This window comes from Pseudomonas sp. R19M, assembly GCF_050312585.1.
In the GTDB taxonomy this organism is placed as follows: domain Bacteria; phylum Pseudomonadota; class Gammaproteobacteria; order Pseudomonadales; family Pseudomonadaceae; genus Aquipseudomonas; species Aquipseudomonas palleroniana.
In genome coordinates this window covers 51,995-64,652 of sequence record NZ_JBNPJV010000100.1, presented here as the reverse complement: position 1 = coordinate 64,652, position 12,658 = coordinate 51,995, and the positions used below count along the sequence as shown (strand labels likewise).

At 64.1% G+C, this 12,658-nt stretch carries 9 protein-coding genes; 4 read left to right on the top strand and 5 right to left on the bottom strand.

The window, feature by feature from the left end:
* Window positions 1-56: 56 nt before the first annotated feature.
* The 5 genes from ACQRBT_RS25675 to ACQRBT_RS25655 form a co-directional block, all read right to left on the bottom strand.
* Entirely contained in the window at window positions 57-1,124 is a 1,068-nt protein-coding gene (locus tag ACQRBT_RS25675; RefSeq protein WP_060755451.1) for an ABC transporter ATP-binding protein, read from the bottom strand.
* The gene (locus ACQRBT_RS25670) at window positions 1,121-2,713 is read right to left on the bottom strand and encodes an ABC transporter permease (RefSeq protein WP_411984667.1); all 1,593 of its coding nucleotides are present in this window, start codon (window positions 2,711-2,713) and stop codon (window positions 1,121-1,123) included. Before ACQRBT_RS25670 ends, ACQRBT_RS25675 begins: the two co-directional genes overlap by 4 nt.
* A complete protein-coding gene (locus ACQRBT_RS25665; RefSeq protein ID WP_060755450.1) occupies window positions 2,714-3,730 on the bottom strand; it encodes an iron ABC transporter substrate-binding protein in 1,017 nt (338 codons plus the stop codon).
* A gap of 380 nt (window positions 3,731-4,110) precedes the next feature.
* Window positions 4,111-5,484 carry a sensor histidine kinase gene (locus tag ACQRBT_RS25660; RefSeq protein ID WP_412046921.1) on the bottom strand — a complete coding sequence of 458 codons (1,374 nt, stop codon included), beginning with the start codon at window positions 5,482-5,484 and terminating at the stop codon, window positions 4,111-4,113.
* Window positions 5,462-6,154, bottom strand: a complete 693-nt coding sequence (locus ACQRBT_RS25655) for a response regulator transcription factor (protein WP_104993310.1) — start codon at window positions 6,152-6,154, stop codon at window positions 5,462-5,464. Before ACQRBT_RS25655 ends, ACQRBT_RS25660 begins: the two co-directional genes overlap by 23 nt.
* A gap of 116 nt (window positions 6,155-6,270) precedes the next feature.
* On the opposite strand from ACQRBT_RS25655, the gene ACQRBT_RS25650 reads away from it, so the two are divergent.
* The 4 genes from ACQRBT_RS25650 to ACQRBT_RS25635 all read left to right on the top strand — a co-directional run bounded on the left by ACQRBT_RS25650 (window position 6,271) and on the right by ACQRBT_RS25635 (window position 12,632).
* Window positions 6,271-6,939: a response regulator transcription factor gene (locus ACQRBT_RS25650; RefSeq protein ID WP_090371923.1), complete on the top strand. Its 669-nt coding sequence runs from the start codon at window positions 6,271-6,273 to the stop codon at window positions 6,937-6,939.
* A gap of 82 nt (window positions 6,940-7,021) precedes the next feature.
* Entirely contained in the window at window positions 7,022-8,398 is a 1,377-nt protein-coding gene (locus tag ACQRBT_RS25645) for an efflux transporter outer membrane subunit (RefSeq protein WP_412046920.1), read from the top strand.
* Complete coding sequence (locus ACQRBT_RS25640; protein ID WP_412046919.1) at window positions 8,395-9,558, top strand: efflux RND transporter periplasmic adaptor subunit; 1,164 nt, start codon at window positions 8,395-8,397, stop codon at window positions 9,556-9,558. The genes ACQRBT_RS25645 and ACQRBT_RS25640 overlap by 4 nt, the downstream gene beginning before the upstream one ends.
* Window positions 9,555-12,632, top strand: coding sequence for an efflux RND transporter permease subunit (locus tag ACQRBT_RS25635; RefSeq protein ID WP_412046918.1), 3,078 nt, complete (start codon window positions 9,555-9,557; stop codon window positions 12,630-12,632). The genes ACQRBT_RS25640 and ACQRBT_RS25635 overlap by 4 nt, the downstream gene beginning before the upstream one ends.
* Window positions 12,633-12,658 lie beyond the last annotated feature (26 nt).

The following is a 12,658-nucleotide window of genomic DNA, read 5'->3' as shown; positions in this document are numbered from 1 at the left end:
GTAGTTCTCCTTGACTGCGCTGTGGTTGGCGCAGGGGAGAAGGTAAGCCCCGAAACTTAGCTGAGACTGAGCGCCGCGTCTTTTTTCAGGATATGCGCCATGCCGATCGTGGTGAGGTGCACCTCAGTGCCGGTCGGCGGCGCCTGCAAGCCCGAACTGCGCACCAGGATGGCCTGGCCCGGTTCGTCCTCATCGGGGTGCAATACCACGGTCAGGGTGCAGGTATTGCCGCCGAATTCGCGCTCGGTCACCACGCCACGGCAACCGGCATCACCGCTGGTGCTCAACTGCAGCTGCTCCGGGCGCAGCATGATCCGTGTGGTGTCGTGCAGGGACGGGTTGTCGACCGGTACGCGCCCCAGGCCGCAATGCGCCCAGCCGCCTTCGACCCTGGCGGGCAGCACCACTGCTTCACCGAGGAACAACGCGGTTTGCTCATCGACCGGGTATTGGTACAGGTCCATCGGGTGGCCCGATTGCACCAGGCGGCCCTGGCGCATCACCGCCAGTTGGTCGGCAAATGACAGCGCCTCACTTTGGTCGTGGGTCACCAGAATGGTGGTGATGCCGGCGTCGCTCAGAAGGCGTGCAACCATCTTGCGCATGGCCGAGCGCAAGCCGGTGTCCAGTGCCGAAAACGGCTCGTCCAGCAGCATCAGCCGTGGCTGTTGCGCCAATGCACGGGCCAGGGCGACACGCTGCTGCTGGCCGCCGGACAACTCGTGGGGCCAGCGCCGGGCCATGTTGGCGTCCAGGGCCACGCTGTCCATCAGCTCGGCGATGCGGGTGTCGCGGGCCTCACCTTTGGTCGCCAGGCCGAAGCCGATGTTGTCGGCCACGGTCATGTGCGGGAACAGCGCGCCGTCTTGCGGCACGTAGCCGATCTGGCGCTGGTGCGCCGGTACGGCGTGGGTGGCGTCCACCAGGGTCTGGCCGTTGAGGGTCAGGCGGCCGGTGTCGGGGAATTCAAAGCCTGCGATCATGCGCAGCAAGGTGGTCTTGCCGGAGCCGGACGGCCCGACGATCACTGTGCGGCTGCCCGTGGGCACCGACAGACTGACGTCCGCCAGGGCACGCTGGGTGCCGAAGGTCTTGCAGAGGGCGTGGAGTTCGAGGGCGTTCATCGGCCTGCCGTGCGTTTGGATTGGTGGTAGAGAAGGCCGGTCAACGGCAGTGAGAGCAGGATCATGATCAGCGCATAGGGCGCCGCGGCGGCGTAATCGATTTCGCTGGTCATTGCCCAGAACCCGGTGGCCAGGGTGCGCGTGCCGTTGGGGGCCAACAACAGCGTCGCCGTCAGTTCATTGGTGATCGCCAGGAACACCAACGCGGCCCCCGCAGCGGCGGCGGGGGCGGCCAGGCGCATGGTGATCAGCCACAACGCGCGGCCCGGCGAACGGCCGAGGCTGCGTGCCATGTTTTCCAGCTCTACCGGCGCCTGGGCGATACCGGCGCGCAGACTCACCAGCGCCCGTGGCAGGAACATCAGCAAGTAGGCGAGCAGCACGGTGATCGTGGTCTGGTAGATCGGTCGGGCGAAGTGGATGGTCACCGTGACCAGGGCCAGCGCGACGACGATACCCGGCAGCGAGCTGGTGATGTAATTGCAGCCCTCCAGCATGCGCTGCAAGCGCCCCGGCGCACGGATCGACAGCCACGCGATCGGTACCGCCGCGCACGTGGTCAACAGCGCCCCGGCAATCCCCAGCAGCACGGTCTGTTCCAGTGCCGGCAACAGTTCGCCGAGCTGCCAGACCTCGCTGCCACCGGCGATCAGCCATTTGCCCAGGGTGACCAGCGGAACGCCCAGGGCCAGTGCGCAGGTGGCGACTTGCAAGGCCAGGGCGAGCAGGGTGGTGGTCGCGCCCAGTGTGACGGTGCGCTGTTCGCGGGCGCTGCCGGAACCGACCCGCGCATAGCGCGCATGCCCGCGTGCGGCGGATTCGACGGTCAGCATCGCCAGGCAGCACAACGCCAACACCGCAGCCAGCATGTTCGCCGCCGGGCCGTTAAAGGTGGATTTGAACTGATCGAAAATGGCCGTGGTGAAGGTGTCGAAGCGGATCATCGCGTACAGGCCATATTCGGCCAGCAGGTGCAGGCCCACCAGCAGCGCGCCGCCGCAGATCGCCAGGCGCAGTTGTGGCAGCACCACCCGCCAGAACACCGCCCAGGGCTTGAGCCCCATGGATTCGGCCACGTCTTCGATGGCCGGATCAAGCCGGCGCAACGTCGCCGCCACCGGCAAATACAAAAACGGGAAGTAGGCAATCACCGACACCAGCACGCCCGCCGGCAAGCCGTGGATCGACGGCACCAGGCTGACCCAGGCGTAACTGTGCACAAACGCCGGCACCGCCAGCGGCGCCACGGCCAACAACGACCAGGCGCGCCGCCCCGGCAGGTTGCTGCGCTCGGTCAGCCATGCCAGCGCAATGCCCAGCGCCATGCACAACGGTAAGGTGAACAGCACCAGCAATACGGTGTTGAGCAACAGTTCGCCCACACGCGGGCGCCACACCAGCGCTTCGATCTGCGCCCAGCCAATTTGCCACGACACGCCGATCACAAACGCGATCGGCAGCAGGGCCAGCAGCGAAACCAGTACCGACAAACTGGTGACCCACGTGCCGCCACGGCTTTTGAACAGGCCGTGGAAGCGTTTGCGCGGCGACGCGTGGGCGATGCCGGTCAGGGAAGGTTCAGGCAACAATCAGAGCAGTCCGGCCTGGGTCATCAGCTCGACCGCTTTTTTGCTGTTGAGCTTGGACGCGTCGACTTTCGGTGCATCCAATTGCGCCAGCGGGGTCAGCTTGGGGTTGGACTGGGCGTTCAGGCCCACCGCGTATTCGAACGAGTTGCCGTCCTTGAGAATCGCCTGGCCGTCTTTGCCGGTGATCCACTTCAGGAAGGCTTGGGCCTGTTCTTTATGTTTGCTGGAGGCCAAGACGCCGCCACCGGAGATGCTCACGAACGCGCCCGGATCCTGATGCTTGAAGTAGTGCAACTGGGTGTTCTTGCTGTTTTCACCGGTCTTGGACTGATCGACGAAGCTGTAATAGTGATAGATCACGCCGCTGTCGACCTGGCCAGCGTTGACGGCTTTGAGCACGGCGCTGTTGCCACGGTAGATGCTCGCGTTGGCCTTCATTGCCTTGAGCCAGTCGAGGGTGGCGGCTTCGCCCTTGAGTTCCAGCACGGCGGCGACGATGGCCTGGAAGTCGGCACCGGCCGGCGAAGCGGCCCAACGGCCTTTCCAGCTTGGCGAGGCCAGGTCCATCAGCGATTTGGGCAGATCGGCGTCTTTCAGTTTGCTCGGGTTGTACACAAACACCGTGGAGCGTGCGGCAATCCCCAGCCATTTGCCGTGAGCCGGACGGTAGGCAGGATCAACCTGTTCCAGGGTGGCGGGTGCGACCGGCGCGAACAGGCCGGCGTTGTCCACCAGGACCATGGCCGGGGAGTTTTCGGTGAGGAACACATCCGCCGGGGAGGCAGCGCCTTCCTGCACGATCTGGTTGCCCATCTCCGTGTCATCGCCATTGCGGATCGTCACCGGAATCCCGGTTTCCTGGGTGAAGCCTTCGACCCAGGCCTTGGTGAGGCTTTCGTGCTGGGCGTTGTACACCACCAGGCCGACCGGTTCACTGGCGGCGTACACGTGCCCGGCGCTGACCAAGGCAGTGGCGAGCAGGGCTTTTTTGACGAACGAGGGAAGGCGGCTGGTCATGCGGTGAAAGCTCCGGGTTTTTATGGCTGCACGGGAGATCCGCGAGTGGTGTTCGAGATTAAACCAATAGGAATCATTTGCATATTGAAGCGCGGCGAATGTAGGGCCGGGAATGAGAAAAAAACGTCAAAAAAACGTGATAAATATCGTCGAGCGCAGCGCTCAAAACCCATGAGGGAGGGTAGCCTCATTCCCGTCAGTCAAGAATATCCGCCCCGACCCGGCCTTGTAGTGAGCGGGCTTGCCCCGCGCTGGGTGGCGCAGCCGCCCTAATCCAGGCACCGCGTTTTTTCTGAAACACCACGGCGTCCTTATTGGGGCGGCTTCGCCACCCAGCGCGGGGCAAGCCCGCTCACTACAATGCGGGTTTCCACAGGGGGCTAGAGCGTCTTGGCGGTAGTCCTGCCTACCAATTCCACCCGGCACCCAGGCTGCGCATCGCTGACCGTCAGTTGCATGTCATGCAGCCGCGCCACCGCCGCCACCATGCTCAACCCCAGCCCATTGCCCGGTGTGTGCCGGCTCGCTTCGGCGCGATACAAGCGGCGTAGTACCGCCTGGCGCTCGGCTTCGGGAATGCCGGGGCCGTTGTCGGTCACGTGAATGCCGGTCCAGGCCGCATCGGCAATCACGCTCAGCCGCACCTGGCTGTTCCCGGGTGAAAACTTGATGGCGTTATCCAGCAAATTGCACAGCGCATCGAATAACAGTTGCGCATCACCGGCGATGATCACCGGGGCGTCGTGGGTGTCGACGCTGAGGACCGTGCCACGCTCTTCGGCCAGCGGCTCGTAAAGCTCGGCGGCGTCGGCGGCGATCAGGTTGAGGTCGACCGGGGCGAAGTGGCTGCGCCGGGCGCTGTTTTCGATTTCAGAGATGCGCAGCAATGCCTTGAAGGTCAGCAGCAACCCCTTGGCCTCGCTCAGCGCGGCGTCCACGCTGGCGGCATAGTCGGCGGGGGCCATGTCACGGCGTTGTGCACGCTCAAGGCCGGCGATCAGGCGGGTCAAAGGGGTGCGCAGGTCATGGGCGATGTCATCGCACACGCCTTTGACCTCGCTCATCAAGCGTTCCAACTCATCGAGCATGCCGTTGACCACCTGGGCCAGGCGGTCGATGTCGTCGTTGTTGCCGCGTACCGGCAGGCGGCCGCTCAGGTCGCCTTCGATAATGCCTGTGATCGAACGGCTGACCTTGTCCAGGCGACGATGGGCCAGGTAGCCCAGCCCTACCGCGCCCACCAGTCCGACCAGCAGCAACAGCAGCCCGCCGGAGATCAGTGCATTGATCAGCAGTTCGTCGAATTCGCGGATGTCATGCACATCCTGGGCAACCAGCAGCAGCTTGCCGTCATCCAGTCGATGCACGATAAAACGCACGGGCCGGTGGTGCCCGTTGGTTTTGAGCCAGCGAAATTCCTGGGGTTTGTCCAACGCCGTATACGCCGGCAACTGACGAATCGCGCCGGCAATGAACTGCCCCTGTGCATCGAACAGGCTGTGGGGCAGGCGGCCGTCGGTGTCTTGGGCGGCGTGTTTGCGGATTTCATGCAGGCGCAACTCGGCGTCTTGTGCACTGCGGTTTTCCACCTGGCGATACAGCGCGGTATCCGCTTCGGTTTTCAGGTAGAACGAGGTCTGCCAGTAGATATAGCCGAACAACGCCAGGAACGAGCAGCCGAACAGACCCAGAAACAAGAGCCCGGTACGAAAGCTGATGGTCCGCGGGATTTCACTCAGGCGTGCGAAGGACATAGCCGGCTCCTCGCACGGTATGGATCATCTGTCCTTCGCCGTCGCCATCGATTTTACGGCGCAGGCGGCCGATGTGCACTTCGATGACATTGGTGCGCTCGTCGTAGCGGTAATTCCACACGGCCTCGAACAGCATGGTGCGGGTGATGACCAGGCCGGCGTTGCGCATCAGGTGTTCGAGCAGGGCGTATTCGCGCGGGACCAGTTCGATGGTGCGCTCGCCACGACGTACGGTACGGCGCAGCAGGTCGACTTCCAGGTTGGCCACGCGCAGGTGGGTTTCCGGCGCCGGGGCCGCCGGTTCGGCGCGGCGGCGGTTGAGCGCATCCAGGCGAGCGGTCAGCTCAATGAACTCGAAGGGTTTGGTCAGGTAGTCATCGCCACCGGCACGCAGCCCGCGCACGCGTTCATCCAGGGCGCTCAAGGCGCTGAGGATCAGCACCGGCGTGGTGGTGCCCGCCGCGCGCAATGCAGTGAGCACGCCCAGGCCATCGAGGCCGCCGGGCAACATGCGGTCGAGCACGATCAGGTCAAACGGCTCGCTCAAGGCTTTGAGCAGGCCGTCGCGACCGTTCAGCGCCGTGGTCACGCTGAAGCCGTAGTCGATCAGCGCCAGTTCGATTTCGCGGGCGGTGGTTAAGTCGTCTTCAACGACCAGAACATGAGTCATGGCAAGAGAACCGGTCACGTCTTCAGGGCAGAGGTGGCATAGTGTGGCAAAGCCTGGAGCGGCGCCACGTTCCCGCCAGATAAATTAAAGTTTAGATTCGAGCTGGAGATACAAGCGTGCGCATTCTTGTGGTTGAAGATGACGAGCAGACCGCCAACTACCTGCTGCGCGGTTTAAGCGAAAGCGGGCATGTGGTGGATGTGGCCGTGGACGGCACCAGCGGCCTCGGCCTGGCGCTGGAGGGCATTCACGACGTGTTGATCGTCGACCGGCGCCTGCCGGGCCTGGACGGCATTGCCTTGGTCAAGGCACTGCGCGCACGCCAGTCGCGGGTGCCGGTGTTGATGCTCAGCGCCCAATCATCGACTCGCGACAAGGTCGAGGGCCTGCAAGCGGGTTGCGATGATTACCTGTCCAAACCCTATGCGTTTGCCGAAGTGCTGGCGCGACTCGATGCGTTGCTGCGTGGCCGCGAACAATCGGGCAGAACCCTGCACGTCGGCGAGTTGCAACTTGACTGCGCCACCCGCACCGCCGTGCGCCAGGGGCGTAGCATTGCCCTGCAGCACCGCGAAGCCCTGTTGCTGGAAAAGCTCATGCGCCACAGTGGCCAGGTGGTGACCCGCGACATGTTGCTCGACAGTGCCTGGGACTACGACTTCGACCCCAACGACAACGTGATCGACAAACACATCCACCGCTTGCGGCGCAAATTGGATGAAGGCTTCGAGTACTCGCTGATCAAGACCATCCCCGGGGCCGGCTACAGCTTCCAGGTTTCTTAAACAAAAGTTTATCGACTGACGAACGCCCTGGCAGGCACCTCTCGCTATCTTCGCCGCATTCTTTAGCGGGGGGCGGGTGCCCATGTCAGTTGCAAGAACCTCTTTATGGCTTGTCGGCCTGCTGCTCAGCGGTTGTTCGATGGTGCCCGATTATCAAACGCCCACCTTACCCCTGGCCCCGCAATGGGATGCCGGGGCGTCGGCGTCGGCGGCGCAGGGCGGGCGCTGGTGGCGCGAATTCCACAGCGCCGAGCTGGACCAGTTGATCGCCCGTGGCCTGGCCGCCAACTACACGCTCAAGGCGGCGGTCAGTCGTATCGATGAAGCCCGCGCTTCGTCGCAAGTGGCGGGCGCGGCGCAGTTTCCGGCGCTGAATCTGGGAGGCAACTTCCAACGCCAGAACAATTACGGCACCACACCAAAACGCAGCGTGTTTGCCGAAGCCACCTATGAGCTGGACTTCTGGGGCAAACAGCGTGCAGCGGCAGACTCGGCAGACGCACTGGCCAAGGCTACGGTGTTTGATGCGGGCACCTTGCGTATGAGCTTGAGCGCAAGCATCGCCGACAGTTATTTCCAGGTGCTGTCCCTGCAAGAGCGCCTGCGCCTGGCCCAATCCATCGCCGACGATGCGCGCCAAGTGCTCGACCTGGTGGAGGTGCAAGCCCGCCAGGGCGCCGTGTCCAACCTGGAAGTGGCCCAGCAGCGCAACGCCCTGCAAACCTTCGAAGCGGCCATGCCACCGCTGCGCCAGCAGCGCGACCAGGCGTTGTATCAATTGGCGGTGCTGGTCGGCGCGCCGCCCGAGGGCTTCCATTTGCAAGGGGAGGGGCTCAAGGGGCTGCAAATTCCGCAGCCGACCACGGGCCTGCCGATCGGGCTGCTGCGCCAGCGCCCGGACATTCAGGCCGCCGAAGCGCGCCTGGTATCGGCCAACTTTGATGTCGGCGTGGCGCGTGCGGCGTTTCTGCCCAACCTGTCCCTGGACCTGCTGGGCGGTATCGACACCCTGGCCGGCGGGCAAATCTGGAGCGCCATCGGCACCCTCAGCCAGCCGCTGTTCCAGGGCGGCCAACTCAAGGGCCAACTGCATTTCGATCAAGCCCATGTGCAGGAGCTGACCGCCAGCTACCGCGAATCGATCATCGAGGCCCTGCAAGACGTCGAGACCCAACTGAGCGCTACCCGCGAGCTGGACAAGAGCTACGCGCTCAACCAGGCCGCTGTCGACTCGGCCCGCGAAGCCGCGCGCCTGGCCCAGGTGCGCTACCGCTTGGGCTCCACCGATTTCCAGACGCTGTTGATCGTCGAGCGCACCCAGTACCAGGCCGAAGACAGCCTGCTTCAGGTGCGCCTGCAGCATTTACAGGCCGCCGTCGGTTTGTTCCGCGCTCTGGGCGGTGACTTCTCCGACGCCGGCCTTGCTTCCCAATCTCCCGTACAGGTGGCTCAGCCATGAGTGTCTCCAATTCCCGTCATCGCCTGGTTCTGGGCACCCTGATCGTGCTGTCGCTGGCCGCCGTGGCCGGGGGCGTTCATTGGGTCCGGCGCGCGCAGGCCGCACCGCTGCCGGTGGAGGCAAGTGCCGTGCCGGTACGTTTGTCGACGGTCAGCCGTCAGGACTTGCCGATCTGGATCAGCGCCATCGGCAATGTGCAGGCGCTCAACAGCGTCAATGTGCGGGTGCGGGTCGACGGCGAGTTGCAAAAGATCCTGTTCAACGAAGGCCAGATGGTCAGCGCCGGCAGCCTGCTCGCGGTGATCGACCCACGGGTGTATCAGGCGCAAGTCGCCCAGGCCCAGGCACTGGTGGCTAAAGATCAGGCACAACTGGCCAACCTGCGGGTCGACCTCGACCGCGCCAGCAAATTGGCCGCCGCCAAGGCCGGGCCGACCCAGGATGTGGACACCTTCCGTGCCCAACTGGCTGCGCAACAGGCCACGGTGCAGGCTGATCAGGCCGCGCTGGACAGCGCACGCCTGCAGTTGGAGTTCACCCAGGTCAAGGCGCCGTTCACCGGGCGCACCGGCCAGCGCCTGCTGGATGTCGGCGCTATTGCCCACGGCGCCGAGGCCACGGGGCTGGTGACCATTACCCAGATGAACCCGATTTCGGTGGCGTTTGCCGTGTCCCAGGATGACTTGGCCGAGATTCTTCAAGAGAACGCCAAGGGCGCGTTGCAGGTGGTGGCGATGACCCGCGATGGTCGCCAGGCGATTGCGCAGGGGCGCTTGAGCTTTATCGACAGCCAGGTGGCGGCGGCCAGCGGTCAGGTGCAGCTCAAGGCGCAATTCGATAACACCGCCGGCCAGCTGTGGCCGGGTGAACTGGTCAGCGCGCGCTTGCTGGTGCAAACCCACCAGGATGTGACTGTGGTACCTGCCGAGGCCGTGCAATTCGGCCGCCAAGGCAATTTTGTGTACGTGGTGGGCGACGATCAGCGCGTGCAACCCCGGCAGGTCGACGCCGGTACCGTGGTCGACGGCAAACAGTGGATTCGCCAGGGCTTGAACGCCGGGGAAACCGTCGTGGTACAAGGCCAATCCCGTGTCGCCCCCGGCGTCAAGGTGATGCCCGCCAACACCGACACTGCCGTGCTGGCGGAGACCAAACCATGACGGGCCTGGCCGGTTTGATTCAACGCCGCGTCGGCCTCAGCCTGTTGGCGGTGGGCGTGATGCTGCTGGGCGCGTTTGCCTACTTCCAGTTGCCGGTGGCACCGCTGCCGACCGTGGATTTCCCGACGATTCAGGTCACCGCCAAACTCTCCGGCGCCAGCGCCGAAACCATGGCCTCCTCGGTGGCGACGCCGTTGGAGCGGGCGTTCGCCGCCGTGCCGCAAGTCACCTCGATGACCTCATCGAGCGCCGCCGGCAAGACTCAGATCGTCCTGCAGTTCGATCTCAACCGTGACATCGACGGTGCGGCCCAGGATGTGCAGACCGCGATCAATACCGCCACGCCCAACCTGCCCAAGACGATGTCCAGCGCGCCGACCTTCAACAAGGTCAACCCGGCCGAAGGCACCGTGCTGTCCCTGGCGGTCACGTCGCCCACACGCACCTTGCCGGAGCTGGACCGCTACGCCGACAACTACATCGCCCAGCGCCTGTCGCAGATGCCCGGTGTGGGTCTGGTGGATTTTCACGGTGAGCAGAAACCTGCCGTGCGCGTGCAGATCGACCCGGATGCGCTGGCCGCCCGTGACCTGACGCTGGAGGACGTGCGCAGCGTGATCGGTGTCAGCACGCTCGATCAACCCAAGGGCAGCCTCGACGGGCCCAGCCGCTCCATCACCCTTGGCGCCACCGACCAGATGCTTGACCCGCAGCATTACCGTGACCAGGTCATCGCCTATAAAAATGGCATGCCGATCAAGCTCGGCGACCTCGGCCGCGTCATCGCCGGGGCCGAAGACACCCAGCAAGCCGCCCAGTTGGGGCGTGAGCCGACGGTGATCGTCGATATTCATAAACAGCCGGGCTTCAACCTGCTGTCGACGATCGCCACGCTCAAGGCCAAGTTGCCTGAACTCACCGCTTCGTTGCCGCGCGATGTGCAGGTCCAGGTGGTCGGCGATCGCACGCAAACCATCGAAGCCTCGGTCAACGACATGCAATTCACCTTGCTGCTGTCTATCGCGCTGGTGGTCGTGGTGATCTTTATCTTCTTGCGCAAGGCCACGGCCACGCTGATCCCGAGCCTGACCATCCCGCTGTCGCTGGTGGCCACGTTCGGCGTGATGTACCTGTTGGGCTACAGCCTCGACAACCTGTCGATCATGGGCCTGGCGATTGCCGTGGGTTTTGTGGTGGACGATGCCATCGTGGTGATGGAAAACATCGTGCGTCACCTGGAAATGGGCAAGTCGCGCTTGCAGTCGGCGGTGGATGGCCTGCGCGAAGTAGCGTTCACCATTGTGTCGATGACGGTGTCGTTGATTGCGGTATTCCTGCCGATTTTGTTGATGTCGGGGATCGTCGGGCGCTTGATGCGCGAGTTTGCAGTGACGGTCAGCGTGGCGATCCTGATGTCGTGCATCGTTTCGCTGACCATTACGCCCATGCTTTGCGCCTGGCTGCTCAAACCTCACGCCGAGCAACCAGAGGGGCGCTTCGCCCAGGCGTGCGAGCGCGCCTTCACGCGCTTGCACAATGGCTACCGACGCAGCCTGGACTGGGTGCTGGACCATCAGCGCATGACCCTGGCGGTCGCCATTGCGACCTTGGCCGCTACGGCGGTGCTGTACGTAGGCATTCCCAAGGGCTTCTTCCCACAGCAGGACAACGGCCTGATCCAGGGTGTGGCCGAAGCGGCGCCGGATATCTCGCCGTCGGCGATGCGTGCCCAGGTCAACCGCGCCGCCGAAGTCATCGGCCAAGACCCCGCGGTGGCACGCGTGTATTTCTGGATCGGTCCCAACCCGACCGTCAGCCAGGGCAAGGTGATGATCAACCTCAAGCCCTTCAGCGAGCGCACCGCCAGTGCCGCTGACGTGATCCGTCGCTTGCAGCCGGCGCTGGATCGCCTGGACGGTGTGAAAGTGTTCATGCAGGCCAACCAGGACATCCAGATCGGCGGTCGCGCCAGCAAGACCCAATACCAATACACCCTGCAAGACCCGGACAGCGTTGAATTGGACCACTGGAGCGGCGTGCTGCTGGCCAAGCTCAAGACCTTGGCGCAACTGCAGCATGTGACCTCCGACCAGCAGCAGGCCATCGCCCAGTCGACCCTGGTGATCGACCGCCCGACGGCCGCTCGCCTGGGCGTGACGGTGCAGGCGATTGATGACGTGCTGTATGACGCCTTCGGCCAGCGCCAGGTCGCAACGATGTTCACCCAACTGGACCAGAACCATGTGATCCTCGAACTCGACCCGAGCTGGCAAACCTCCACCGCCACCCTGGCGCATCTGTTTGTGCGCGCCAGTTCCGGCGCGCGGGTGCCGCTCGACCTGCTGGCGAGCGTGCAGACCGAGCAAGTGCCGATCATCATCAACCATCAGGGCGTGTTCCCGGCGATTACGCTGTCGTTCGACCTGGCGCCCGGCCAAGCCCTGAGCAATGCCGTGGATGCCATCAACCAGGCGAGCCTGGCGGTGGCGATGCCGGACACCGTGGTCGGCAGTTTCCAGGGGACCGCCCAGGCGTTCCAGGACTCGCTGAAGTCGCAACCGTGGCTGATCCTGGCGGCGATCCTTACGGTGTACATCGTGCTCGGTGTGCTTTACGAGAACGCGGTCCACCCGCTGACGATTATTTCGACGTTGCCGTCTGCCGGGTTTGGCGCCTTGCTGGCGCTGATGCTGTGCGGCCAGGACCTGTCGGTGCTGGGCATGATCGGCATCATCCTGCTGATCGGCATCGTCAAGAAAAACGCGATCATGATCGTCGATTTCACCTTGCAGGCCCAGCAGCAGGGTATGTCACCCCGCGAGGCGGTGCGCGAAGGCTGCTTGCTGCGTTTGCGGCCGATCCTGATGACCTCGCTGGCCGCTTTGCTGGGGGCGGTGCCGCTGGCGTTCGGGCATGGGGCCGGGGCTGAATTGCGCCAACCGTTGGGTATCGCGATTGTCGGCGGGTTGGCGGTTTCGCAGATTCTTACGCTCTACACCACTCCCGTAGTCTATCTTTGGTTCGAACGGCGGCGTCGCAAGGCACTGCCCGACACCAAGGGTATTGCGGTTTGAACGCGGCAGTGGAACCTCGTATGGGC

Bases quoted from the DNA above. Each gene is read 5' to 3' on its own strand.
- ACQRBT_RS25675 (WP_060755451.1), bottom strand. From the start codon at position 1,124: ATGAACGCCCTCGAACTCCACGCCCTCTGCAAGACCTTCGGCACCCAG.
- ACQRBT_RS25665 (WP_060755450.1), bottom strand. From the start codon at position 3,730: ATGACCAGCCGCCTTCCCTCGTTCGTCAAAAAAGCCCTGCTCGCCACT.
- ACQRBT_RS25660 (WP_412046921.1), bottom strand. From the start codon at position 5,484: ATGTCCTTCGCACGCCTGAGTGAAATCCCGCGGACCATCAGCTTTCGT.
- ACQRBT_RS25655 (WP_104993310.1), bottom strand. From the start codon at position 6,154: ATGACTCATGTTCTGGTCGTTGAAGACGACTTAACCACCGCCCGCGAA.
- ACQRBT_RS25645 (WP_412046920.1), top strand. From the start codon at position 7,022: ATGTCAGTTGCAAGAACCTCTTTATGGCTTGTCGGCCTGCTGCTCAGC.
- ACQRBT_RS25640 (WP_412046919.1), top strand. From the start codon at position 8,395: ATGAGTGTCTCCAATTCCCGTCATCGCCTGGTTCTGGGCACCCTGATC.
- ACQRBT_RS25635 (WP_412046918.1), top strand. From the start codon at position 9,555: ATGACGGGCCTGGCCGGTTTGATTCAACGCCGCGTCGGCCTCAGCCTG.